The 24,531-nt window shown below is 66.0% G+C and carries 17 protein-coding genes; 7 read left to right on the top strand and 10 right to left on the bottom strand.

The annotated features are described in order from the left end of the window. Positions 1–158: 158 nt before the first annotated feature. Together J2X52_RS11505 and acs are read right to left on the bottom strand one after the other, a co-directional pair. Complete coding sequence (locus tag J2X52_RS11505) at positions 159–824, bottom strand: response regulator transcription factor (RefSeq protein ID WP_310153216.1); 666 nt, start codon at positions 822–824, stop codon at positions 159–161. Positions 825–1,009: 185 nt separating this feature from the next. Then, the gene (gene acs / locus J2X52_RS11500; protein ID WP_310153214.1) at positions 1,010–3,097 is read right to left on the bottom strand and encodes an acetate--CoA ligase; all 2,088 of its coding nucleotides are present in this window, start codon (positions 3,095–3,097) and stop codon (positions 1,010–1,012) included. A 79-nt stretch (positions 3,098–3,176) separates the two neighbouring features. Between acs and J2X52_RS11495 the strand changes: the two genes are divergently transcribed. The 4 genes from J2X52_RS11495 to J2X52_RS11480 all read left to right on the top strand — a co-directional run bounded on the left by J2X52_RS11495 (position 3,177) and on the right by J2X52_RS11480 (position 7,548). Beyond that, positions 3,177–4,553, top strand: a complete 1,377-nt coding sequence (locus J2X52_RS11495) for a DcaP family trimeric outer membrane transporter (protein WP_310153211.1) — start codon at positions 3,177–3,179, stop codon at positions 4,551–4,553. Positions 4,554–4,737: 184 nt separating this feature from the next. After that, entirely contained in the window at positions 4,738–4,995 is a 258-nt protein-coding gene (locus tag J2X52_RS11490; RefSeq protein WP_310153208.1) for a DUF4212 domain-containing protein, read from the top strand. 12 nt (positions 4,996–5,007) lie between these two features. Beyond that, positions 5,008–6,780, top strand: a complete 1,773-nt coding sequence (locus J2X52_RS11485) for a sodium:solute symporter family protein (protein ID WP_310153205.1) — start codon at positions 5,008–5,010, stop codon at positions 6,778–6,780. Between the two features lie 249 nt (positions 6,781–7,029). After that, positions 7,030–7,548, top strand: a complete 519-nt coding sequence (locus J2X52_RS11480; protein WP_310153202.1) for a hypothetical protein — start codon at positions 7,030–7,032, stop codon at positions 7,546–7,548. 448 nt (positions 7,549–7,996) lie between these two features. On the opposite strand, the gene J2X52_RS11475 is transcribed toward J2X52_RS11480, so the two are convergent. Together J2X52_RS11475 and J2X52_RS11470 are read right to left on the bottom strand one after the other, a co-directional pair. Next, the gene (locus J2X52_RS11475) at positions 7,997–8,362 is read right to left on the bottom strand and encodes an EF-hand domain-containing protein (protein WP_310153348.1); all 366 of its coding nucleotides are present in this window, start codon (positions 8,360–8,362) and stop codon (positions 7,997–7,999) included. 14 nt (positions 8,363–8,376) lie between these two features. Then, positions 8,377–9,612 carry a fatty acid desaturase gene (locus tag J2X52_RS11470; protein ID WP_310153199.1) on the bottom strand — a complete coding sequence of 412 codons (1,236 nt, stop codon included), beginning with the start codon at positions 9,610–9,612 and terminating at the stop codon, positions 8,377–8,379. Between the two features lie 389 nt (positions 9,613–10,001). On the opposite strand from J2X52_RS11470, the gene J2X52_RS11465 reads away from it, so the two are divergent. Beyond that, the gene (locus tag J2X52_RS11465; RefSeq protein WP_310153196.1) at positions 10,002–12,053 is read left to right on the top strand and encodes a sodium-translocating pyrophosphatase; all 2,052 of its coding nucleotides are present in this window, start codon (positions 10,002–10,004) and stop codon (positions 12,051–12,053) included. A gap of 448 nt (positions 12,054–12,501) precedes the next feature. Here J2X52_RS11465 and J2X52_RS11460 read toward each other — a convergent pair whose 3' ends face one another. Next, positions 12,502–13,032: a hypothetical protein gene (locus J2X52_RS11460; RefSeq protein WP_310153193.1), complete on the bottom strand. Its 531-nt coding sequence runs from the start codon at positions 13,030–13,032 to the stop codon at positions 12,502–12,504. A gap of 262 nt (positions 13,033–13,294) precedes the next feature. Further along, positions 13,295–14,848, bottom strand: a complete 1,554-nt coding sequence (locus tag J2X52_RS11455; protein WP_310153190.1) for a M91 family zinc metallopeptidase — start codon at positions 14,846–14,848, stop codon at positions 13,295–13,297. Positions 14,849–15,030: 182 nt separating this feature from the next. Here J2X52_RS11455 and ppa point away from each other — a divergent pair, with 182 nt between their 5' ends. Together ppa and J2X52_RS11445 are read left to right on the top strand one after the other, a co-directional pair. Continuing rightward, complete coding sequence (gene ppa, locus J2X52_RS11450) at positions 15,031–15,561, top strand: inorganic diphosphatase (protein WP_310153188.1); 531 nt, start codon at positions 15,031–15,033, stop codon at positions 15,559–15,561. Between the two features lie 127 nt (positions 15,562–15,688). Continuing rightward, positions 15,689–16,798, top strand: coding sequence for an HDOD domain-containing protein (locus tag J2X52_RS11445; protein WP_310153186.1), 1,110 nt, complete (start codon positions 15,689–15,691; stop codon positions 16,796–16,798). Between the two features lie 323 nt (positions 16,799–17,121). Here the strand turns inward: J2X52_RS11445 and J2X52_RS11440 are convergent, their stop codons facing one another. The 4 genes from J2X52_RS11440 to J2X52_RS11425 form a co-directional block, all read right to left on the bottom strand. Further along, entirely contained in the window at positions 17,122–19,983 is a 2,862-nt protein-coding gene (locus J2X52_RS11440; protein ID WP_310153182.1) for a TonB-dependent receptor, read from the bottom strand. Between the two features lie 164 nt (positions 19,984–20,147). Then, complete coding sequence (locus J2X52_RS11435) at positions 20,148–20,981, bottom strand: AraC family transcriptional regulator (RefSeq protein ID WP_310153345.1); 834 nt, start codon at positions 20,979–20,981, stop codon at positions 20,148–20,150. 147 nt (positions 20,982–21,128) lie between these two features. Next, positions 21,129–23,441: a winged helix-turn-helix domain-containing protein gene (locus J2X52_RS11430; protein ID WP_310153179.1), complete on the bottom strand. Its 2,313-nt coding sequence runs from the start codon at positions 23,439–23,441 to the stop codon at positions 21,129–21,131. A gap of 483 nt (positions 23,442–23,924) precedes the next feature. Continuing rightward, positions 23,925–24,521 carry a DUF4136 domain-containing protein gene (locus J2X52_RS11425; RefSeq protein ID WP_310153176.1) on the bottom strand — a complete coding sequence of 199 codons (597 nt, stop codon included), beginning with the start codon at positions 24,519–24,521 and terminating at the stop codon, positions 23,925–23,927. Between the last annotated feature and the right edge of the window lie 10 nt (positions 24,522–24,531).

Below are 24,531 nucleotides of genomic sequence, written 5' to 3'. Positions count from 1 at the left end.
CCGGACCTGATCCGGGGTCTACGCGCGCAGCGCGTCGGTGAGGGCCGCGCTCAACAATCTGACGGAAAAGCACCCTCATCCGCCCTTCGGGCACCTTCTCCCGAGGGGAGAAGGGCTGGATCAAAGAAGTCGAGACGGTGCGCGGCGCACCGCTTCACTCAGCGCGCGTCGGCGGGAATCTCGTCCGGATCAGGATCCACCGCCAGCTTGCCGGCAATCAGCACCGCCTGCGTGCGGTTCGATGCGCCCAGCTTGCGCAGCACCGCGGTCATGTGCGCCTTGACGGTCGCTTCCGACACGCCCAGTTCGTAGGCGATCTGCTTGTTGAGCATGCCATCGCCGAGCATCTGCAGCACGCGGAACTGCTGCGGGGTGAGATCGCGCAGGCGGGCGGCGACGTCATGTTCGCCGGGTGAGACGCCGACGGCGGACGCAGCCGCTTCTGGTATGAAGCGATCGCCATCGAGCACTTGCGCGACGGCGCGTGCCAGCGTTTCGGCATCGGCGGATTTGGGCACGAACCCCGATGCGCCGTGGTCGAGCGCGCGGCGCATGACGGCCGGCTCCTCGCGCGCGGACACCATCAGCACCGGCAATTGCGGGAACTGCGCACGCAGGTGCACCAGCGCGCTGAAGCCGTGCACACCGGGCATGTTGAGGTCGAGCATCAACAGGTCGGCATCGGGCTCCGATTCGACCATCGCGTAGAGCGCATCCACGTTGTGGGCCTCCCGCAGGCGTGCGTTCGGCACGGCGCGGGAAATCGCACCGCGCAGAGCCTCGCGGAACAGCGGGTGGTCGTCGGCAATCAGCAGGGTGGTCATTGGCGCGGGTGATGCCTTGGAAGATGGAATGCGCCCCTCGTCGATCGTGCGGCGCGGGCATATGGGTGCGTCGGCCGTCGGGACCGGGTGCGCGGCGGACGCCACGCCCCGCCGGCGATCAGGCCGGCGTGGCGCAGAACAGCGTCGCGTTTTCTCGATGGCGCCGGAGCCTCACCGCTCCAGCGTCATCCCTGCGGGATGTACCGCTCCTTGACCAGTGAGTCGACGACGGACGGATCGGCCAGCGTGCTGGTGTCGCCGAGCTGGTCGGGCGCGTTCTCGGCGATCTTGCGCAGGATGCGACGCATGATCTTGCCCGAGCGGGTCTTCGGCAGACCCGGCGCCCACTGGATGTGATCGGGCGATGCGGTCGGGCCGATCTCGCTGCGCACATGCTTGACCAGTTCCTTGCGCAGTTCCTCGCTGTATTCCACGCCATCCTTGAGGGTGACGTAGGCGTAGATGCCTTGGCCCTTGATGTCGTGCGGAAACCCGACGACCGCGGCCTCGGCCACCTTGGGATGCAGCACCAGCGCGCTTTCCAGCTCCGCCGTGCCGATGCGGTGCCCGCTGACATTGATGACGTCGTCGACGCGGCCGGTGATCCAGTAGTAACCGTCCTCGTCGCGGCGGCAGCCGTCGCCGGTGAAGTAACTGCCGGGATAGGCCTTGAAGTAGGTGTCGATGAAACGCTGGTGGTCGCCGTAGACGCTGCGCATCTGGCCGGGCCAGGAATCGGTGATGACCAGATTGCCCTCGGCCGCGCCTTCGAGCACGACGCCATTGGCATCAACCAGCGCCGGCTGCACGCCGAAGAACGGTTTGGTCGCCGAACCGGGCTTGGCGTCGATCGCGCCGGGCAGCGGGGAGATCAGGATGCCGCCAGTCTCGGTCTGCCACCAGGTGTCGACGATCGGGCAACGCGAATCGCCGACCACCTCGTAATACCAGCGCCAGGCTTCGGGATTGATCGGCTCGCCGACGCTGCCGAGCAGCCGCAGCGAGCTGCGCGAGGTCGACTTGACCAGCGCCTCGCCCTCGCGCATCAGCGCGCGGATCGCGGTCGGCGCGGTGTAGAAGATCGTCACCTGGTGCTTGTCGATGACCTGCCAGAAGCGCGAGGCATCGGGATAGTTCGGCACGCCTTCGAAGATCAGCGAGGTCGCGGCGTTCGCCAGCGGGCCATAGACGATGTAGCTGTGGCCGGTGACCCAGCCGACATCGGCAGTGCACCAGTACACATCACTGTCGCGCAGGTCGAAGATCGCCTCGTGGGTGTAGCTGGCGAACAGGAGATAGCCGCCGGTCGTGTGCAGCACGCCCTTGGGCTTGCCGGTCGAACCGGAGGTGTAGAGGATGAACAACGGATCTTCCGCGTTCATGCGCTCGGGTTCGCAGGTCGCGGGCTGGTCGTCGACGACGGCGTCGTACCAGCGGTCGCGCGGCATCTGCATGTCGACCGCGCCGCCGGTGTGGCGCACGACCAGCACGGTTTCCACGGTGTTGGTGCCCGGCAGCTTCAGCGCCGCGTCGACGTTCGCTTTGAGCGGCACTTTCTTGCCGCCGCGCAGGCCTTCGTCGGCGGTGATGATCAGCTTGCTGCCGCAGTCGCTCACGCGGTCGGCGATCGAGTTCGCCGAGAACCCGCCAAACACCACGCAATGCACCGCGCCGATGCGCGCGCAGGCCAGCATCGCCACGGCCGCCTCGACGATCATCGGCAGATAGATGGTGACGCGATCGCCCTTGCCCACGCCGAGGTTGCGCAGTGCGTTGGCGAGCTTGCAGACGCGCGCGTGCAGATCGTTGTAGGTGACGTGCAGCGCCTGGGTGTCCGGGCCGTCGGCCTCCCAGATCAGCGCGGTCTTGTCGCCCTTGCCGGCGAGATGCCGGTCGATGCAGTTGACGCTGACGTTGAGCTCGCCGTCCTCGAACCAGCGGATGCGGAAATCCTGCAGGTCGTAGCTGACGTTGCGGATCTTCGTCGGCGCCTTGAACCAGTCGAGGCGCTTGGCGGCCTCACCCCAGAACGCGTCCGGATCCTGCACCGAGCGCGCGTAATCGCGCGCGTAGGCCTCGGCGGTGATGGTGGCAGGGCCGGCGAAACCGGCCGGTGCCGGATAGGTTTCTGCGGAATGGGACATTGGTGGATCCTCCTTCAGACGCGTCCGCCCAGTGTGCCGGATCCGCCGCCGCTGGCGCCTAGACCTTCGTCTAACCGCCCTGACCGTGTTGGGGAGTATCGACCAATGGCGAATGGGCGCGGGGTCCACATCCGTGCAGTCTCCGCTGTGGACCGGTCGATGCCCGTGTGCGCGACCGCTTTTCTGTAGACCCGTGGGAGGGGAACTGATGAACCAGATGACCAAGGCGCGTCCGCGCCTGCTGGCTGCCGCCGTGCTTGCCGCGCTCACCCTGCCCGGTGCTGCGTTCGCGCAGACCGCCAAGGAACGTGAGCTCGAAGCCCGCGTCGCCCAGCTCGAGGCCATGGTCCAGCAGCTGGTGACGCAACAGCAGCAGACCGACACCGTCGTGACCGAAGTGCGGACTGCGCAGGCGGCCCAGCCCGGCGCGCCGGCCGTGGCCACCGGCACCGGCGCGGCCGCGCCGATCCAGGCAACGACGATCACACCGGGCGCCAATCCGGGCACCAAGTTCACCGTCGGCGGCATGATCCGCACCGATGGCCTGGTCACCAAGACCACCGACGGCGACATTGCCAAGGGCACCGCGGGCCGCGATTTCTACGTGCCCGGCGCGATCCCGGTCGGCGGCGACGGTCCGGACACCTATTCCGATGCGCATCTGAAGTTCTCGCGCCTGTGGTTCGACGCCAGCACGGTGCTCGATTCCGGCGACAAGCTCGGCGCGCGCGTCGAACTCGACTTCTTCGGCGGCGCGCTCGGCAACTCGGCGGCGACCAACACCTATGGCGCGACGCTGCGCCACGCCTACCTGACCTACAACAACTGGCTGGTCGGCCAGACCTGGTCGAACTTCATGGACACCAACGCGCTGCTCGACGCGGTCGACTTCGTCGGCCCGACCGATGCGGTGGTGTTCGTGCGCCAGCCGCAGCTGCGCTACACCAACGGCCCCTGGGCGATCTCGGTCGAGAGCCCGGAGACCACCGTGCAGCCCTTCGGCGGCGGCGCCCGCGTGATCGCCGGCGACAACAGCGCGATTCCCGACGTCATCGCCCGCTACACCCACAAGGGCGACTGGGGCCATGTCAGCTTCGCCGGCATGGCGCGCCAGCTGAAGTACGAACCCGTCGCCGGCGCCGAGAGCACCGACACCGGCTACGGCGCGACGGTCAGCGGTCTGGTCAAGCTCGGCGAGAGCACCGACATCCGCTACCAGGTCAGCGGCGGCGACGGCATCGGCCGCTACATCGGTCTGGCCACGATCCAGCAGGATGCAATGGTCGATTCGGCCGGCAACATCGATGCGCTGGGCGGCTGGGCCGGCTATGTCGGCCTGCGCCAGGTGTTCACGCCGAAGGTGCGCGGCAACCTGTTCTACGCGCGCTCGCAGTGGGACAACGAAACCGCCTGGACCGGTCTGGGCGTGACCCGCAAGGTCCACTCGGTGCACGCGAACATGATCTGGTCGCCGGTGCCCAAGCTCGACTTCGGCGTGGAGGCGATCTGGGGCGAGCGCACGCTCGAATCCGGTACCGACGGCGAGCTGATGCGTCTGCACACGATGGCGCGCTACTCGTTCTGAGTTTCACCGGGGGAACCGGCGCAGGCCGGTTCCCCTCGGACGTCACCAGGCAGGACGCCAGCGCAGTGCATCCAGAGCGACAGACACGCCGGGGGAGGCGACGCATGTCCCAACCGAGATCCGCAGCAGCGACGACACGACCGCAACCAGACCTTTGCAACTCAGACCTTCCGAGGAGGGACGCATGTTAGACAAGACCGCAAGCAACTACTGGAAGGCCAATCTCAGGATCATCTTCATCTGCATGGCGATCTGGGCGCTGGTGTCGTTCGGATTCGGCATCGTGCTGCGGCCGTTGCTGGCCGGCATTCCGATCGGTGGCACCGACCTGGGTTTCTGGTTCGCGCAGCAGGGCTCGATCCTGGTCTTCATTGCCCTGATCTTCTTCTACACCTGGTACATGAACCGGCTCGATCGCGAGTACGGCGTGGACGAGCAATAAGGGCCAATGCCAATGGATCAGTTCACGATCAACCTCATCTTCGTCATCGGTTCCTTCCTCGTCTATATCGGTATCGCGATCTGGGCCCGCGCGGGGTCCACGTCCGAGTTCTATGCCGCCGGGCGCGGCGTGCACCCGATCGTCAACGGCGCCGCGACCGCGGCGGACTGGATGTCGGCCGCATCGTTCATTTCGATGGCAGGCCTCATCGCGTTCGTCGGTTATGGCAATTCGACCTACCTGATGGGCTGGACCGGTGGCTACGTGCTGCTGGCCCTGCTGCTGGCGCCTTACCTGCGCAAGTTCGGCCGCTACACCGTGCCGGACTTCATCGGTGACCGGTTCTACAGCCGCTCTGCCCGCATGGTCGCGGTGGCGGCGTTGCTGATCATGTCGCTGACCTACGTCATCGGCCAGATGACCGGCGCCGGCGTGGCGTTCTCGCGCTTCCTCGAAGTCGACACCACCACCGGCCTGCTGATCGCATCCGCGGTCGTGTTCGTCTACGCGGTGCTCGGCGGCATGAAGGGCATCACCTACACGCAGCTGGCGCAGTACGTCGTGCTGATCATCGCCTACACGATCCCGGCGGTGTTCATCTCGATGCAGCTGACCGGCAACGCGATTCCGCAGTTGGGCCTGTTCTCGACCCATACCGAATCGGGCCTGCCGCTGCTGGCGAAGCTCGACCAGGTGCTGCTGGAGCTGGGCTTCAACGACTACACCGGCCAGCACGATTCCACGCTCAACATGGTGCTCTTCACCCTGTCGCTGATGATCGGTACCGCGGGCCTGCCGCACGTGATCATCCGCTTCTTCACCGTGCCGAAGGTGTCCGATGCCCGCAAGTCCGCAGGCTGGGCGCTGGTGTTCATTGCGCTGCTCTACACCGTGGCCCCGGCCGTGGGTGCGATGGCGCGTCTGAACATCGCCACGACGATCTATCCCCAGGGCACGTCCGCCGAGTCGATCAGCTATGAAGCCCGCCCCGACTGGATGCGCAACTGGGAACAGACCGGCCTGCTGAAGTTCGAGGACCTCAACGGCGACGGCCGCATCCAGTACTACAACGCCGCCAACGAAGCGTTCGCAGCCACCGCGGAAGAGCGCGGCTGGGCGGGCAACGAGATGGTGACGTTCAACCAGGACATCCTGGTGCTGGCCAATCCCGAGATCGCGCAGCTGCCCGGTTGGGTGGTGGGCCTGATCGCAGCCGGTGGTCTGGCGGCGGCGCTGTCGACGGCAGCAGGTCTGCTGCTGGCGATCTCCTCGGCCATCAGTCACGACCTCATCAAATCGACCTTCAAACCGGACATCTCGGAGAGGGGGGAACTGCTGGCGGCGCGCATCTCGATGGCGGTGGCGATCGTCGTGGCCACCTGGCTGGGACTCAATCCACCAGGGTTTGCGGCGCAAACCGTGGCGCTGGCATTCGGACTTGCGGCGTCGTCGCTGTTCCCGGCGATCATGATGGGCATCTTCTCCAAGAAGATGAACTCGTCCGGCGCGATCGTCGGCATGCTGGTGGGGCTGGGCGCCACCGTGCTCTACATCTTCACCTACCTCGGCTGGTTCTTCATTCCAGGCACCAACATGCTGGCGAACACGCCCGACAACTGGCTGTTCGGCATCTCGCCGCTGTCCTTCGGTGCGGTCGGTGCACTGCTGAACTTCATCGCCGCCTACATCACCCTCAAGCTGACCAAGCCAGCCCCGGAGCGCATCCAGGAGCTGGTGGAAAGCATCCGCGTCCCACGTGGTGCAGGTACGGCCGTGGATCACTGATCCCGGTCGTCGCGTAACCCGCGGCCCGCCCTTCGCAACCCGGAGGGCGGGCCGTGTCATATCCGGGGTCTGCCATTGCGGGCCCCACACATTGCGTCCGCAGGTCGACCGGTGCGCCAAGCGCGTGCGGTCCACCTGGGGACAATGCGACCATGCGCTCCGCATGAAGCCACGCCACATCGGCCGCGGCCGTCGCCCCTCGTTCGTCTTCCGTTCCGGCGTCTGCCGGAACCTCTGCCAGGACCCGCCATGCTGCTGGAATTCGTTGCCATCATCGCCGCCGGATTCGCCCTGGCGGGCGTTGCCCTGACGCTCAACTTCGTCGTCGGCAAGCGCCTGCCCGGCTGGGTCATTCCGGCCTCGGCGGGTCTGGGCATGCTGCTGATGGCGATCTGGCTGGAGTATTCGTGGCTCGACCGCGCCCGCAGCAGCCTCCCCGACGCGGTGGAGATCGCGTCCACCAACGAGATCCGCGTCTGGTACCGCCCGTGGACCTATGTGGTGCCGCAGAGCAACCGGCTGATCGCGATCGACCACCGCTTCGACCGCCGCAACGCGGCGATGCCCAATCAGGTGCTGACCCAGGTGCTGCTGATCGGACGCTGGCAGCCCTCACGCCAGTTCGGCGTGCTGTTCGACTGCGCCGGGCAACGCCGCGCCGATATGGTCGACCAAGTCGTATTCGAAGATGACGGCACGCTGCGCAATGCGCGCTGGCGTGACCTCGAGGCGGATGATCCGGTGCTGCGGGCCGCCTGTACCGATTGAGCGCAGTAGCGCCGCCACTCATCTGGCCGATCGCGGCACGCGGCAGCTGCGTGCTGATCAGGCCGGGTTGTTATTCGGCCGAGGACAACAACGAAAGCATCGTGCACGCACCGTCCGCGGGACCTGATGGGTGTCGTGACTCAGCCACGGTGGAGTTAAACGTGGAGTTACGACGAAGTGTCTAGGAGGCTCGGAAAATTCCCGTGACTCCCGCGAAGGCGGGAGTCCATGGACGTGCGCACGGATACTGCGAAAGTCCTGTGCCGCGACGCTCATGCTCATACGTCATGCACAGGGCACACCTTCACGAACGTGCGCGGAGACGTTGCTGCCATGCAATTCCCCCGAGGCGTCCGCAACGGGCCCGACGAGCGAACGTTGTCGCGATGCGCCAGCTAATCGGCAGGCGATGCGCAGCCCACGCGTGTGTCGGCGCTGGAGCGCGCAGCTACCTCTGCGGCGGCGCCGCGAGCTCGCGCGCGTCGAGATACCCGTCGCGGTTGGTGTCCTGCCGGTTGAACGTCGCCGCCAACTTGGCCATGTGTTCCGACAGCGTCACCGGTCGCCCTTTGCCGCCCGGCAGCTCATCGGCCGTCAGCACGCCATCGCCATTGCGGTCCATCCGGTCGAAGCCGTAACGCATCCACGCCTGGTACTCGGCGAGCGAGACGCGGCCATCGCCATCGGTGTCCATGTGGTCGAGATACTCGACCGTGCGCGTGACCTGCGCGCCGGCGCCCGTCGCGACGACAATCGCGAATAGCGCGCATGCGGCGCGGCCGATCCGTTGCTGGACCGGCCTTCCTGTGGCGATCACGGCGCGAGGTTTCAGGCGTGCGCGCTCTGCAGCGAATACCCCTTGAGCCGCGCCGAATACTCCTGCAGCGCGCGGATGCCACTGGCCTCGGCTTCTCGGCACCACGCCTGCAGGTTCTGCAACGCATCGCTGGCGTTCTGCGAACGCGCTTCGAGCAGCGCCCTCAGGCGCGCGCGATGCTCGACCAGCGTGCGGATGCGCGGGCGCTGCTCGACCCACTGGTGCAGCTGCTGACGCGCATCCGGCTGCAACCAGCGGCCATCATCCACCAGGCCCTTGCGCAGCTGACGCGGCAACAGCTTGCGCAGCCGCGCACCTGCCGCCTGCGCTTCCTCACGCAGCGCCGGCTTGAGCACGTTGCGCTGGAAATCGGTCATCGCCTGGAAGCGATGCGCGAGCAGGGCGCGCATGGTGTCGGTATCCGGCACGTGGATGTTGGGACGGATGTCGAGCGACGGCGCGACGCGCAGCACCTTCGCCAGACGCACCGATTCCAAACCCTTGATGACCGCCCAGCCAATGTCGAATTCCCACTTGCGCAGCGCGAACTTCGCCGAGCTGGGAAACGCATGGTGGTTGTTGTGCAGTTCCTCGCCGCCGATCCACACGCCCCACGGCGTCAGGTTCGTCGCGGTGTCGGTGGTTTCGAAATTGCGGTAGCCCCACCAGTGGCCGAGGCCGTTGACGACACCCGCCGCCCAGAACGGAATCCACGCCATCTGGATCGCCCACACCGCGATGCCCTTGAAGCCGAACAGCGCGAAGCTGACGAACAGCAGCAGGGTCGGGCCGAAGGTCGCCCACGGCGTATAAAGCTTGCGCTCGATCCAGTCGTTGGGCGCGCCCTTGCCGTACTGCTCGATGTCGGCGCGCATACCGCGCGCCTCGCGATACAGCTCCACGCCCTGCCAGAACACGGTCTTGATGCCCTTGAAGCGCGGGCTGTGCGGATCGTCCTCGGTCTCGCACTTGGCGTGATGCTTGCGATGGATCGCCACCCACTCGCGCGTGATCATCGACGTGGTCAGCCACGTCCAGAAGCGGAAGAAGTGTGCGATCACCGGATGGAAATCCACGCCGCGATGCGCCTGGCTGCGATGCAGATACAGGGTGACGGCGAAGATCGTCAACTGCGTGGCGACCAGCAGATAGACCAGCATCGCGACCCAGCCGAACTGCAGCAGGCCACCGGACAGAAAGTCGAGAATCGTAGAGGACATGGGCGCGTCGAAAAGTCGTGAACCCATGCATCATGGCGGCATCGCAGCGCCCTTTCCATCCCTCCGAACGGGTATGGAAGGCCCTGCGATTCAGACTCGCCACGCGGGTCGCATTCATGGGACCGCGCGATGCGGATCCGCATGAACCGCGTCCGCTCATCCGCCGAAGACCGATCACCCGAGTGCCAGTTCGCGCGGCGCGCGGCTCGCAGTGGAGACTCTCCCGGGGGGCCAGGTATTCGTGCGCTGCAACATCGATGCGCGGCCACTCGGGGCGTGGCGGCAGATCGCGGCGCGGTCCCATACCCCTCGAGCCTGTCGCTCGATCCCGACCTCCACGGCCTGTGCCATAGTCGGCGCGCACCAACGCTGCACCGCTGTTTCGTCTTGGCATACCGACTCTGGGAGGGGTTTCCATGCTCGAGCAACACGGTTTGTGGCTGGCACTGGGTTGTGCCGCCATCGCGATTCTCTACGGCGTGATTTCCGCCGGCTGGATCAACAGGCAACCGGCCGGCAACGCGCGGATGCAGGAGATCGCAGGGGCGATCCAGGAAGGCGCCCGCGCATACCTCAATCGACAATATCTGACGATCTCGATCGTCGGCGCCGTGCTGTTCGTGCTGATCAGCGTGTTTCTCGGCTGGGCCACCGGCATCGGCTTCCTGCTCGGCGCGGTGCTGTCGGGCGCGGCGGGCTACATCGGCATGAACGTGTCGGTGAAGGCCAACGTGCGCACGGCGGAAGCGGCGCGTCGCGGCATCGGGCCGGCCATGGATGTCGCATTCCGCGGCGGAGCGATCACCGGCATGCTGGTCGTCGGCCTCGGCCTGCTTGGCGTGGCCGGTTACTGGATGCTGCTGCCGCGCTTCGGCATCGCCGACGAAGCCGCGCTGCACGCGCTGGTGGGCCTGGCGTTCGGCAGTTCGTTGATCTCGATCTTCGCGCGCCTGGGTGGCGGCATCTTCACCAAGGGCGCCGACGTCGGCGCGGACCTGGTGGGCAAGGTCGAAGCCGGCATTCCCGAGGACGACCCGCGCAATCCCGCGGTGATCGCCGACAACGTCGGCGACAACGTCGGCGACTGCGCGGGCATGGCGGCCGATCTGTTCGAGACCTATGCGGTCACCGTGATCGCGACGATGCTGCTCGGCTTCCTGATGGCGTCGACCGTCGGTGCGAACGGCGTGCTGTATCCGCTGGTACTCGGCGGCGCGTCGATCCTGGCGTCGATCGTCGGCACCTTCTTCGTCAAGGTGAAGCCGGGCGGCTCGATCATGGGCGCGCTGTACAAGGGCGTGATCGTCTCGGGTGTGATCGCCGCGGCACTGTTCTGGCCGGTCACCCAGCAACTGATGGCCGACAACGCGCACGGCCCGACCAACCTCTACTGGTGCGCGCTGATCGGCCTGCTGCTGACCGGCGCGATCGTCTGGATCACCGAGTACTACACCGGCACGCAGTACGCGCCGGTCAAGCACATCGCGCAGGCGTCGACGACCGGACACGGCACCAACATCATCGCCGGCCTAGGCGTGTCGATGAAGTCGACCGCGATGCCGGTGATCGCGGTGTGCTTCGCGATCTGGGCGTGCTTCTCGTTCGCAGGCCTGTACGGCATCGCGATCGCGGCGACGGCGATGCTGTCGATGGCCGGCATGATCGTCGCGCTCGATGCGTACGGGCCGATCACCGACAACGCCGGCGGCATCGCCGAAATGGCGGAACTGCCGTCCGACGTGCGCGACGTCACCGATCCGCTGGACGCGGTGGGCAACACCACCAAGGCGGTGACCAAGGGCTATGCGATCGGCTCGGCCGCGCTCGCGGCGCTGGTGCTGTTCGCCGACTTCACCCACAACCTGGAAGCGAAGTATCCGGGCACTGAGTTCCGCTTCGATCTGGCGGATCCGGCGGTGATCATCGGCCTGTTCATCGGCGGCCTGATTCCGTACCTGTTCGGCGCGATGGCGATGGAAGCCGTCGGCCGCGCGGCAGGCGCGGTGGTCGAGGAAGTGCGTCGGCAGTTCCGCGAGATCCCCGGCATCATGGCCGGCACCGCGAAGCCCGACTACTCGCGCGCGGTCGACATGCTGACGAAATCCGCGATCAAGGAAATGATCGTGCCCTCGCTGCTGCCGGTGCTGGTGCCGGTGGTCGTCGCGCTCGGCATGAACGCGCTGATGGGACCCGGCGCCGGCATCCGCGCGCTCGGTGGCCTTTTGATCGGCACCATCGTCACCGGGCTGTTCGTCGCGATTTCGATGACGACCGGCGGCGGCGCCTGGGACAACGCCAAGAAGTACATCGAGGACGGACATTTCGGTGGCAAAGGCAGCGAAGCGCACAAGGCCGCTGTGACCGGCGATACCGTCGGCGATCCCTACAAGGACACCGCGGGCCCGGCGATCAATCCCCTGATCAAGATCATCAATATCGTCGCGTTGCTTCTGGTCCCACTGCTCTAGTCGAAGCTGACCCCGCTCGACGCCTCCGCCCCTCTCCCTCTGGGAGAGGGGAACAGGGTGAGGGCGCGCCGCAGGTGCGGATCAAGATCATCAATATCGTCGCCTTGCTGCGGGTGCCGTTGCTCTGATTGTGGGCATCACGGTATGCAACCCACGCACCGATGGTGTGTGGGTCGCATGCGGAGCGGGCATGAGGGACCGTGGCACGAACTGCGTAAAGCAACCCTATTGTTCAGCGGCATCGGAATGCTGGAGATGGTCGGCGTGTCGCCGAGGCTGGCATGGAGTCGATGCCGGTTGTCGCAGTGCAGCCCGTTGATGAGAGTCGCTACGCGGACTCGATGTCTGTTCCCGCCTAGGCACGCTCACGCAAGCTGGCCTGGCGTCACCCCGGGTGCCAGTCAACGACGATGACTGACCCTGGTGTTCTCCAGCGCCGGCGCTGTCGTCAACGCTCGAACGTACCTGCAGCGAGGTCGAACCACGGGGTGCAGACAATGCGCTGCCGGCCCGCTTCGTCGAAGCTCGCATGCCAGACTTCCACATCGCGCACCTGCTCGGGGCTGCGGAAGTACGCTGCGTCGAAAGCGGACACGCCCAGGCACCAGCGCAAGCGCTTCGGCGCATCGAGTGTCATCGGCGATGCAGTGAATGCCCCTTCCAACACGCCACCGGGCGTGACTTTTGCCGCGAGCGGCACTGGCGGCAATGTCGGCGACGGACTCGGCAGGGGCCTGGCCGCATGCGATAGGGTGACATCGCCGCCCCCCTCATCGCGTGTGGCGGGCATGCCGATGTCGCCGGTCGCATGCCGCCCGGTGAGCACGGCATGGCGATCACCGCGGTCGAATACCGCCAGCGGCGTCGGGCTGATGTTCGCCAGCCGGTACTGCACCTGGATGGGCGCACCGACGCGCGCGTCGAAACGGACGTCAAGGACAAGCGTGTCCGATTCGATCCGGGTGGTATTGGGCGACATTGCAGAACTCTCGTGCGCTTCGGAAACGCGGGTGGGCGATGTCTGTGCACAGGCGGTTGCCTGCGCGCACAGGAGCAGCACGGTCATGGCGGCCAACGAGGACAGCCTGGGACCGCGCGTGATGGCCGATGTCATGCGCACTCCTTGAGCGGGGAAAGAAACGATCGTAGCGGCACACAGGACGCCACATGTTCAGGCGACATCACGCCGCGCCAACCGGCGTGCTCGCACATCAATCGAACCACCGTGGCCTCACTTCTTCTCAGGGCAGCGCGTAGCTCGGTCGCAGATCCAGCCCCATTTCGCCTCGAATGCCGTTTTCGGTCAGCGCGTGGGGATTGGAACTGGTGACACGGCCGTCGCCATAGTCGTACTCGGGATGGCTGCTGGGCAGACCCACGGCCTGCCGTTCGAGATTGGGGACGCCGGCGGCGGCGTCGCGCGCGTCGTCGGGCGTCGAGGTTCCGGTGAAGGGACCGGGCATGAAGGTTCCGGTCACGCCATTGAACGCGTGCGACATCTCGTGATACAGGATCACCGAAGGCGCGGGCAGATCTTCAACGAAGAACTGCGGGTTGTAGGAGATCGTCACGTCGGTCCCAGGGCCGGCCTGCCCGTTCTGGATGTAGCCGGGCACCATGCTCGCGTAGCCGTTCTGCTCGTTCTGCAGTTCGCGGATCGTCACGACGTGGCCGCTGACGGCTGCCTGGTCGAACTCGGCCAGCATCTGCTGGCCATTGGGCGAGGCGCGCAGCATTTCGATATCTGCCTGCACGCGGCTCACGAACGATTCCGAGCCCTCGATGCGCATGCTGCGGCCGAGCGCGGGATCAATGGCGACGTTGACCACGGTGTTGCGGCCACCGTTCTCGGCGCTGATGCGGTCGGCGATGGCCTCGCTAGCGTAGACCACCGACGCGCCGCCCTGGTTGAGCACCGTGCTGTCGTCACCGGCGTACACGCGCGTATCGCCGATGCCCGTGTGGATGGTGTTGGTCCCGGTACCGCCGATCAGCACGTTATTGCCCGCCACGCCTTCGATGTGGTCGCTGCCGGCGCCGCCATCCACGTAATCGAAGCCCCGGCCTGCGGTGATGCGGTCGGCGCCATCGCCGCCGTAGAGCACGTTGCGACCGGCACCTTCGACGCCGATCGTGTCGTCACCGGCGCCGCCGTAGACGTAGTTGTTGCCTTCGCCGACGGTGATCGTGTCGTTGCCGGCCCCGCCGATCACCCGGTCATCGCCGGCGCCGAGCGCCGAAATCGTGTTGTCGCCACTGCCACCCTCGATGACGAAATTCACCGCGACCCCTTCCGCAACCTCGATGGTGTCGTCGCCGTCGCCACCGCGGATGGTGATCTCCTGTCCGGCGGCTAGTTCCAGGGCATAGGTTTCGCCGTTGACGTCGAGCGCCAGCGCGCCGTTCGCGCCCTGGGTCACGCGGACGTTGTCGTTGCCGTTGCCGGTGGTGAACACGAGCTGGTCGGAGACCGCATAGAGCTGCCCGTCCTGCTCGACCGCGGTGCGCTCGCGCGTGATCGTGACTTCCGCCGACTGGTGCAAAGGATCGACGAGTACCGGCTTGCCGTCGGTGGTCTGTGAGCGTGTGCGGCCGCCTTCATTCGTGCCGTCACCGTCAATGCGCGTGGCGCCCGTATCCAGCTGGGCGCCATCCGTGCCTGCACGGGCGGCGGGGTCCCACGGCGTCTGCCCGACCATGACCGGATCGAGCCGGGCGTGTTGATCGAGCGACGGCTCCCAGACGCCAGTGCGGGCTTGGGACGCGGATTGCAGCTGCGGATCGAGCGAGGTCATGGCAAAAACCTGTGGCGAGCGAAGCGGGGTTCCATATGTACGCCTGCGTATGGCGCGACCATACTGGGGCGTACCCTGGGTCGCGACCCGCCGGCTCCGTTGCAGGGGAAACCATCACCGGCGCTGCGCCGCAACATGGTTGCCGTAAAATGCCGGTCCACATCGAACATCGGAAGCGACGCATGGGCCTGGACTCCGTCTCCACCGGCAAGAACCCGCCGGACGAAATCAACGTGATCATCGAAATCCCGAAGGACGCCGAGCCGGTCAAGTACGAAGTGGACAAGGAAAGCGGCGCGATCTTCGTCGACCGCATCCTGTCCACGCCGATGCGCTACCCCTGCAACTACGGCTACGTGCCCAACACCGTCTGCGGCGACGGCGATCCGGCCGATGTGCTGGTGGTGCTGCCGCTGCCGCTGATTCCCGGCTCGGTGATCCGTTGCCGCCCGGTGGGCGTGCTGAAAATGACCGACGAGGCCGGCAGCGACGAGAAGATCCTCGCTGTGCCGATCGACAAGGTGTTCGGCGGCTACGCGCACGTCGACGATCTCGACAAGGTGTCGGCGCACTGGCTCGAGCGGATCGGTCACTTCTTCGAGCACTACAAGGATCTCGAGAAGGGCAAGTGGGTCAAGATCAGCGGCTGGGGCGACGCGGCGGAAGCCAAGGCCCTGCTCAACGACGCGATCGCGGCCTACGCGGCCGAGTAAACGCCGTGACGGCGTTCACGCCGTCACAGTTCGCACCACGCCGCCGCGACCGCAGCGGCGTGGTTGCTACTATCGTCACGAGCCGGCGCCATCGAACGGGTGTCGCGGCGATCAGGGGATTTCTATCGTGCGTATTCTGTTCGTGGGCGGCGAAGACAGCCTGCCATCCGACCTCGTCTCTCTCGTATCGGAAATGGATGACGGTTGGCACGTCCAGCGCGCCGCCGACGGCAGCGCAGCCACGGCCTTGATCACCGATGCGCCGCAGGATGTCGTCGTCGTCGCACCCACGCTGCCGGACATGCCGGTCGCGACGCTGCTGGGCCAGATCCGCACGCTTCGCCCCGAGACCTCGCGCATTGCGGTGTTCGGTGGCCAGCCGCCCGCACGCGTGCTGTCGCTCGCGCACCGGTTCCTGCCTCTGCCCGTCGGCGAGGCCCAACTGCTGGAGGCCATCGGCAGCCTGGAAGAACTGCGCGAACTGCTCGACAACCCGGATCTGCGCGAGCGCATCGGCAAGATCGAACGACTGCCGTCGCCGCCACAGACTTATCTGGCGCTGGCGCACGCGCTCGAATCCGACGAAGACAGCAACGCCAACGATGTCGCGCAGTTGATTGCCGGAGATCCCGCGATCGCCGCGAAGGTGCTGCAACTGTGCAATTCCGCCTATTTCTCGGCTGGGCGCACGATCACCGACCTGCGTTCGGCGGTCACCCGTCTGGGCATGGCGACGATGCGCGACCTGGTGCTGGCCAGCGAAGTCTTCGCGAGTCCTGCACGCAGCGATCTTGACCGCCCTGCGATGCAGCAGCGCGCGCTCCTGGCGTCGCAGCTCGCCCGCCGCATGCTGCCCGAATCCAGCGCGGAACTCGGTGCCACCGCGGCACTGCTTGCGGATATCGGCCTGCTGCTGCCGGGGGTCCGCGACGAACGTGCCCCGGCCGAGACGCAGCCCGAAGATGCGCCCGGCCACACCGAAGCCGGCGCCTATCTGCTCGGTCTTTGGGGTCTGCCGATGCCGATCATCGAGGCCGTCGCCTTCCAGCGTGATCCTGTGCGCGCGGGCACCCGCAGTTTCTGGATCACCGGCGCCGTTCATGTCGCGACCGCACTGGCCTCCGGCGAAGATGTCCGCGAGGACTATCTCCAGCGCACGGGTGTGATTGACAAGCTTCCTGGCTGGCGTGCGCACGCAGACCGCCTGCAGGGCTTGGCCGACGCACAGCCCGCCTGACGGACGTCTGTCGTCGCCACGGCGACGCTTTGTGCCATCGAACCCGCTCCATCACCTGATCAATCGAGCCGGCGCGTAGGCTCACCTGTTACAGCAGGGAGGACCGCCGGCTCAAACTGTGCGGCAACGTTGGGTTGGTCTGGGCCATACACGCCAAGCTGAGCCGAATGCGGTGTATGAGTCGCGCGCCCAAGTGGCGTCTAGACTTAACTACGGTGCTGTTTCGCAACTTTGTAAATGCCGTGATCGAAGTTCGGCATCGGTCCACAAACAACTACGGCCCCTTTCGGGGCCGTAGTTGATCATGCATGACGCTTGATGGATCAGAAGCGCTGCTGGTACTTCATGTACGTGAAGCGACCGATATCAAAGCCGCCGTAGTACGAGAACCCGCTGTTGGGCTGCGTATAGAGCAGCGGACCCACCCGGTCGAACACGTTGTTCACACCGACGGAGACCGTCGCGTTCCAAGGCGCGGTCCAGCGAACCTGCACGTCGTTGAACGTGTTGGAACCGGTCTTGTTCTGGGCGATCGCATTGCTGTCGCTGTCGATGTAATCGGGCAGGTTGCACGGATCGTCGAAGTAGCACTCTTCCTTGATGTTGGAGTGGTAGCGCGCGGTCCAGGTTGCACCGAAGTCACCCTTGTCCCACGACAGCGACGCCACCGAACGGATGCGGAAGTTGCCACCGAAGCCGATCTGCGGCTGTGGTGTGGTGTTGTCGGTGCTGTCAGGCTTGATCTCGAAGTCGCTGTAGTACGTCGTCGCCCAGTTAACGCCAAAGGTGCCGGCGCTGGTCTCGGGGAGACGATAGTTGACCTCGAAATCGTAGCCTTCGATGTCCCAGTAACCGGCATTGCGACCAACCCGGGTCAAGCTGTTAACCGTACCGGTGACCTCGTCACGCGTGAAGTACTGACACTGCGACTCGATGTCATACAGATAGCAGTCGGCGAGAATGCCCGACGCGGTGAACGCCGTCACGACGTTGTCGATCTTGGTCTTCCACCAGTCCAGCGAGACGCCCAGGCCCTGCACGAACTGCGGGCTGTAGACGATACCCAGCGAGCGGCTGACAGAGGTTTCGGGGGTCAGCTCTGGGTTCGAGCCGCTGAGGAACGGCGTACCCGTCTGGCCTCCATAGGCGACGGTGCCGCCCTGGCCGCGCTGGCGATAGCCGGCGTAATTGGCGATATCGGCCGCGCAGCGGGCAAACACGTCCGGATTGCTTGCAGCCGCACCAGCGACCGTATCGCAAGGATCAACGTAGCGGTCGAAGGTCTGGCCGACACCGCCATAAAGATCGGAGACAGCCGGGGCGCGGAAACCTTCTGCCCACGTGCCGCGGACGAGCACGTCGTCGATCGGACGCCAGCGGAAGCTGGCCTTGCTGTTGGTGGTATCACCGAAGACGTCGTAGTCCGAGTAACGGCTTGCCACGTTGATCGCGAGTTCCTGTGCGCCCGGAACATCCGCCAACAGCGGAATGTCGAGCTCGAGGTAGGCTTCGTTGACGCTGTAGCCGCCCGAGGTTTCCTGCGCAGCCAGGTTGGTCGAATTGCCGGTCTGCGCGAACGCGTCAGGCGAATAGCGGCCCTTGACGCGTCGGTTTTCGAGGCCGGCAGCGAAGCTGAGGTCACCGGCCGGAAGCGTGACGATCGCGCCGCTCACGTTGGCAAAATAATTGTGGGTCGTCGTCTCGGACGTCGCGTTTTCCGTCAGGAAGAAGCGGTTCTGGATGTCCGGATTGGCCAACGAGTTCGGGCCTTCGCTCAGTACGGGGCTCCAGGGCGTACAGGCCGACAGCGCGATTGGATTCGCCTCGGTGCCGCACTGGACAACGCCGTTCGCGTTAAGGAACGAGGGGCCCACTGCATCGCGCACGGCGATCTTGTTGAAGTCGCCACGGCCACGAATCGTTGCGTCACCGCGCGTGAAGAGGTAGCCCGCATCCCAGTCGAAGAACTTCTCGCCCACTTCGAATGAACCTTCGAACACGCCGCTGAAGCGGTAGGTGTCGAGACGGCGATCGGTGGTACGCGGGACTTCCCAGCCGCGACGGCGGAAATCAAGCGTCTCGCCAGTCGGATTGAAGTAGCTGTCGGCACTGATCGGCGTCTGCACGTCCGGCATGCCGCTCTGCAGCGGATAGCCGGCCACCTGCACGCTGGTTTCGCGACGATTGAAGCTGGCGTCGGTCGAGAAGCGCACGTTCTCGGTCAGATCGAAGTCGACGCTGGTGAAGATCGACGTGCGCTCCATGCCCGTCTTGACCATCATCTGTTCGGCGGCGTTGCTCGTATCGCCGATGACGCCACCACCCGGATTGACCTGGGGACGATAGTCGGCGAGGTTGGTCGGATCGCCGCCATCGCGCAGCACCAGCCACGCGGGTGCGCCGGGGGTCCGATCCGGATTCCGGATGTTGCCGATCTGGCCGACGGTTGTGTAGTTGTTGGCTTCGTCCTGGCCGGGATACGAGAAGCGGGACCACGGACGGTCCTTCGCCCAGACGGGCTCTTCCTTGTCGTACTGCGCACCGAAGACAACCGAGCTGCGCTCACCCTGCGAACCAATGGTGAAATCGAAGGACTGGGTCTGACCGTCACCTTCGCCGTACTGGCCGATATAGGCGTTCATTTCGGCGCCGTCGAAATTGCGACGGGTGATGATGTTGATGACACCGGCGATGGCGTCGGAGCCGTACAGGGACGAGGCACCGTCCTTCAGCACTTCGATACGCTCGACCATCGAGGACGGCACGGTGGCCAGATCCTGCAAGCCATCATTGTTGACGCCCAGACGACGGCCGTTGAGCAGCACGAGGGTGCGCTCCGGACCGAGGTTGCGCAGGTCAACATACGTACCGCCCGGGCTTTCGCCGGAGTTCAGCGGCGACGAACGGCTCAGCGCCGGGCTGCCCGTCGCGGCAATGTTCTGCAGGATGTCGCCGACGGACTGGAAGCCCTGGTTTTCGATTTCGGTACGCGAAATCGTCTGGATCGGCTGTGCGTTCTCGACATCCACCTTGCGGATGCGCGAGCCGGTGACCTGGATGCGGTCGAGTTCTGTGGTGCCGCTCGCGGACTGCTCCTGCGCGAACGTGACCGCTGGGACGACAGCCGCGAGGATCGCGGCCGGCAGCAGGGCCTTCCGCAGTGCGGGAGTGCGAAGGTTCTTCAAAGTTCTCTCTCCAGAGTGTGTGCGTTACTGAGGCGTTAAGACGCCATTGCACGTTACGTCCGGAACCACCCGCACTGCCTTGCCACGCCCACTCGGTGTCTGTGCCGAATGTGGCGCTTCACTGTCCCGCCACACGTGGAGGCGACGTGTGTCACACCCTTGTGTTAAGCCGATGCCTGGGCTTCGTTGACCAATGCCGAGCCACGGCGCAGATTGCTGCGATAGCGGCTGGCGGGCACGCCGTGATGGGCCTTGAATGCACGTGCAAAACTGCAACAGTTGTCGAAGCCGCTGGCTGCGGCCACTTCGCCCACCATCATGGAGGTGGTGCGGAGCAGCTGCGCGGCACGCTCTAGGCGCAGGCGCACGGACAGGGCCTGTGGGCTTTCGTCATAGAGCGCATGGAAGGCCTTGGAGAAGTACCAGCTCGAAAAGCTGGTCAGGTCCGCCAGTTCGCTGATCCGCACCACGCGGTCTGCGTTGCCCTCGAGGTACAGGCGGGCGCGCTGCATGCGGCCGAACACCTGACGCTTGCGGCTGCGTGAGCGGCCGGGGCAGCGGCGCACGCGGGCGGCCAGATCCCGCTGGACATGGGCGAGCTGCAGCAGCAGCGGACGCACCGACAGTGCATCGCCCTGCGCCTGCGCCGCCTCCCGCCACAGGCGGAACACGGTACGCACCTCGCGGGTGGGCAGACGGCCGCGGCCCGCGTACAGACTGCCGTCGCTCAGCGCCTGGAGGGCATCGAGTGCGCTGGCGTCGAGTGCGACGCCGATGCACAACCCCTGCGGTCCGCTCTGCACCAGCGGCGTGGATTCCTTCTCGAAGGCCATCCAGTCGCCCCGACGCATCCGGAAGCGCCCCTCGCGCGATTCGATCCAGCCGTCACCGCGCACCTGGATCCACAGGTTGAACACCGGTGCCGACACCTGCACACCGCCCAAGCGCGAGGTGCCGATGCACTGCGCGGTTTGTTCCAGACCTTCGAATGCAAGCATCTGACCACGCACAGCCCACAGACAGTTCGACATCCCGGCACCCGTTTCGCATTGTTGGAGGCAACCGTTGTGCCGGGATGGGCTGACCCTTGCCGGAAGGAGCGCCTAGACTTTGCCGAAATTGGTCCGAACGGAATTCCGAAGAACTTACGACAGCTTTTTTCTCAGCGATATCAGCCACTTGAGGGTTCGCGATTGCTCCAGCCGGTCTTCGGGCAGGGGCATGAACCCGATGCCGCTGCCGTCGTCGGAGGCCAGCGAGACGTAGGACGAGGTGCCGTCGAACGAGAATCCGTTGGTGGCGCTACGGGTGATCGGGTCGACGCACTCCTGCCCGTCCCCCACCAGTTGCCCGGTTTCGATGCGGTACCGAGACAGCCGCGTCCAGCAGGCGGGGGTCGCGTCGAGGTAGGCGATGCGACCGTCGGGCGCCAGCGACCAGCCGCGATAGCGCCAGCGGGACGGCACCGTGGTACTGAGCCGCGCAATGGTCTCAGGCTCCAGCGACGGCGACGCCGCCCAGAGCCCACTGGCATCGAGGCGGGTATAGAGCAGACGATCGCGCGCGTGGTCGAACTGCGCCTGCGAGACGCCTTCGATACGTCCCAAGGGCTGCCAATTCGCGCGCGTGTAGGCGATGAGCGACGTGCCGCCTGCCTTGCGATCCTCCTCCAGCACGAACAGCGTGCCCGCAGGGCCGTATACCGCCAGCGCAGGACGGCCGCCCGGCACCTCCAGGCGGGTGATGCGACCGCTCGCTGGTTCTATCTCCATGATCACGGGCTCATTGGACGCATCCAGTGCGGTGACCAGGAAACTCCGGCCATCCGGAGACCAGGACGGGGCCTGCCGGGTATCGGGCCGCACGCCCTCGATCGGCCGCAAGGAATCGGGTGCCCCGATCCGGCCCCACCACAACTCGAAGCGACCGGCCCGGTCGGACGTGAACACCATCTGCTCACCGTCGGGCGCCAGCGTCGGCTGTGAATCGCGCCCCGAAGACGTGAACAGGCGATCCCAGTCACCGCGGGCCCAGTCCACGCGGTAGATCCCGAACTGGGGACGCCGGTGCACGAAGGCCATCATGCCGGTGCGGGGCGAGATCGACGGCATCTGCGCGTCCTCGATCCCCAGGTCGACGACAGCGCCGCCGTCCACATCGGCGCGATACAGCCTTGCCTCGCTGTCGACACGCAGACCGAACACCATGGCCGTCCCGTCCGGCGTCCATGACCAGCCACGCATCTCGGCATTGAGGTGGGTCACCTGCTCGGGCGTGCCCCCCCCAACCGGCACCCGCCACAGATCGCCCATCTGCGGATTGCGGATGAAGCCGATCCAACGGCCATCGGGGGAGATCTGAGGTGCATAGTCGAGATCACCCGGCGCACCGGCATAGTCGAGATTGCGCCAGCGCCCGCCTACGGGATCGAGGATGCGCAGCCGCGTCTTCTGGCCCTCACCGGTCATGGTGCCGAACAGCAGGCCGCTGCCGTCGGGCAGCCAGTCGAAGCTCAACAGATCGCTGCCGTCACATCGCGCCACTTCGCGTTCGTCCCCCACGCCGTTGGCGGAGACCAGCAGCACACGGCAGGCGCCATCAACTTCCCAGCGTGCGAATGCGATTTCGCGCCCGTCGGGCGACCACGCCGGTAGATCGTCGAGCGCGCCGCGCGGGGGCCGCGACAGGATGCGCGGTGCCGCGCTCGAAGTAGTCTGGACCAGGATGGCCGTCTGCTGCGCGGCGCCACCGACCCCCGAAGCGGAGTAGGCCACCATGGAGGCATCGGGGGACAGCGAGGGCGACAGCGCGAAACCCGTCGCGCTGGTGATGAGCCGGTAGGGGCGGCTGACCGGGGCCGGTCCGGGCGCAGCTGCGGCGGAGGGATTCAGGAGCGCCGCGGATTCCCACGTCACCCAGAGCCCGCCCACCACCAGCGAAATCAGCGCCAGCACGGCTGTCGCAAGCAGCCAGAGCCCGCGTTGCAGCACGGCGTTGCGTGGCCGGGCTGTCGGCGTCGCTGCGGCTGTCGTCGCCGGCGTGGCGGCAAACCCGGGATCGGTGGTGAGTCCACCGGTGGTCTGCAGGGCGGGGTTCGGATCGGGTGCGAGCACCTCGACCGGCACGGTTAGCCGGTACCCGCCCTTGGCGATCGTCTCGATATACCGCTTGCCCACCTCGGTGCCGATCCTGCCGACGCCGAATGCCTTGCGCAGCTGGGTGATGGCCTGGGTCAGCACATCGTCGGTCGGCAAGGTATCGCGCCAGACTTCGGCCAGCAGCTCGTTGCGTCCGACCACGGCACCAGGCGCGCGCGCCAGTACCCGCAGCACGCCGATGGCTTTCGGCGTGACGCGGCGGGGGCCGCGCGCATCGGGCATCAGGATCTCGCGCGTGGCGAGATCGACAAGTGCCTCGCCCACGCGAAGACGCAGGGGCGCCGGCACGTCGGGAGGCATCGGTTCTGACATCTGGGCACCAACAGGCAGGCGGGGAGATTAGCCAAGGCAGGCTGAATGCTGCGCAGCCTGACGCCGCATTCCGCACAACGCGCGTGGCACAGGTCATGCCCGGGCTGGAAACACGGCCGGGCCAAGCGGGCTGCCACCCGCCTGCATGACGCCAGTGTCGCTGAGGCCCGTGACAGAACATCGGCCCTGATCGGAACCGCCCTCCCGACGGTCCTGACGGGTCATGCCTCGGTGATCAGCTGCGCGACGCTGGACCCCCGTGTCTCGACGGACTTCCTCTGCGCCGGGACTCGAACATGGGACGCCCGTCGTCAGTGGCCCAGTCACGCGGCGGGGAGAGGACTGGACGGCTACCGGACGCGGTTCAAACTGGCACAGACTTCCGCCGTTCGTCCGCCAGCCGACGGCGCATGCCACCAAAAAAAACGGGCCGCAAGGCCCGTTTTTTCACCGCAGCAGCGGATGCCCGACTTACAGGGCCTGCGCGCGTGCGCCGGCCTGGTGGGGGTAGTTCGCGAAGATCTCGGCGATCGTCGAATTGATCCGCTGCGCGCGCTGGTCCGGCCTCATGTTGGCGACCCGGCCAACGGCGATGCCCTCCCAGACGAGGCGCTTCTCGCGCGCATCGACCAGATCGACGTTCATCGTGCCCTCGGTGTAGCGGTACACGCTGGTGCGTTCGTTCCAGTACGGCACCGCGAAATAACCGCGGTGGCGATAGCTGTAGTAGTACGCATAATCGACCGTCGGCACGCTGCTCACGTCGGTACGACGTTCCATGTAGGCGTTGATGTTCACCCACAGATCCGGATTGGTTTCGCTGTAGCGGTAGCCGCGGCGCTCCATCTCGGCGCGTACGGCGGCCTTGGTGATTTCGCTGGTCTGGGTCTCGTACCCGTCCTTCTCGATCGCCAGCGGCGTGTAGAAGGACCAGGTGCGGTAGGCCGAGAAATCCGCACGAGGATCGGCCTCGGTGGTGATACGGGGGCCGGTGGCACAGCCCGCGAGCAGCGCGATGCCGCACAGCGCCACGAGCCAGCCGGCGACGCGGGACGTCGAAATCTTCATGTCGGATCTC

This window comes from Luteimonas sp. 3794 (assembly GCF_031456825.1).
Classification (GTDB): domain Bacteria; phylum Pseudomonadota; class Gammaproteobacteria; order Xanthomonadales; family Xanthomonadaceae; genus Luteimonas.
Note: the sequence above shows the minus strand (reverse complement) of the source record. Positions and strands in the feature narration are given on the sequence as shown.

Excerpts from the sequence above, each read along its gene's own strand:
- J2X52_RS11505 (WP_310153216.1), bottom strand. The coding sequence starts at position 824 with ATGACCACCCTGCTGATTGCCGACGACCACCCGCTGTTCCGCGAGGCT.
- J2X52_RS11495 (WP_310153211.1), top strand. The coding sequence starts at position 3,177 with ATGAACCAGATGACCAAGGCGCGTCCGCGCCTGCTGGCTGCCGCCGTG.
- J2X52_RS11490 (WP_310153208.1), top strand. The coding sequence starts at position 4,738 with ATGTTAGACAAGACCGCAAGCAACTACTGGAAGGCCAATCTCAGGATC.
- J2X52_RS11485 (WP_310153205.1), top strand. The coding sequence starts at position 5,008 with ATGGATCAGTTCACGATCAACCTCATCTTCGTCATCGGTTCCTTCCTC.
- J2X52_RS11480 (WP_310153202.1), top strand. The coding sequence starts at position 7,030 with ATGCTGCTGGAATTCGTTGCCATCATCGCCGCCGGATTCGCCCTGGCG.
- J2X52_RS11470 (WP_310153199.1), bottom strand. The coding sequence starts at position 9,612 with ATGGGTTCACGACTTTTCGACGCGCCCATGTCCTCTACGATTCTCGAC.
- J2X52_RS11465 (WP_310153196.1), top strand. The coding sequence starts at position 10,002 with ATGCTCGAGCAACACGGTTTGTGGCTGGCACTGGGTTGTGCCGCCATC.
- J2X52_RS11460 (WP_310153193.1), bottom strand. The coding sequence starts at position 13,032 with ATGTCGCCCAATACCACCCGGATCGAATCGGACACGCTTGTCCTTGAC.
- J2X52_RS11455 (WP_310153190.1), bottom strand. The coding sequence starts at position 14,848 with ATGACCTCGCTCGATCCGCAGCTGCAATCCGCGTCCCAAGCCCGCACT.
- ppa (WP_310153188.1), top strand. The coding sequence starts at position 15,031 with ATGGGCCTGGACTCCGTCTCCACCGGCAAGAACCCGCCGGACGAAATC.
- J2X52_RS11435 (WP_310153345.1), bottom strand. The coding sequence starts at position 20,981 with ATGCTTGCATTCGAAGGTCTGGAACAAACCGCGCAGTGCATCGGCACC.
- J2X52_RS11430 (WP_310153179.1), bottom strand. The coding sequence starts at position 23,441 with ATGCCTCCCGACGTGCCGGCGCCCCTGCGTCTTCGCGTGGGCGAGGCA.
- J2X52_RS11425 (WP_310153176.1), bottom strand. The coding sequence starts at position 24,521 with ATGAAGATTTCGACGTCCCGCGTCGCCGGCTGGCTCGTGGCGCTGTGC.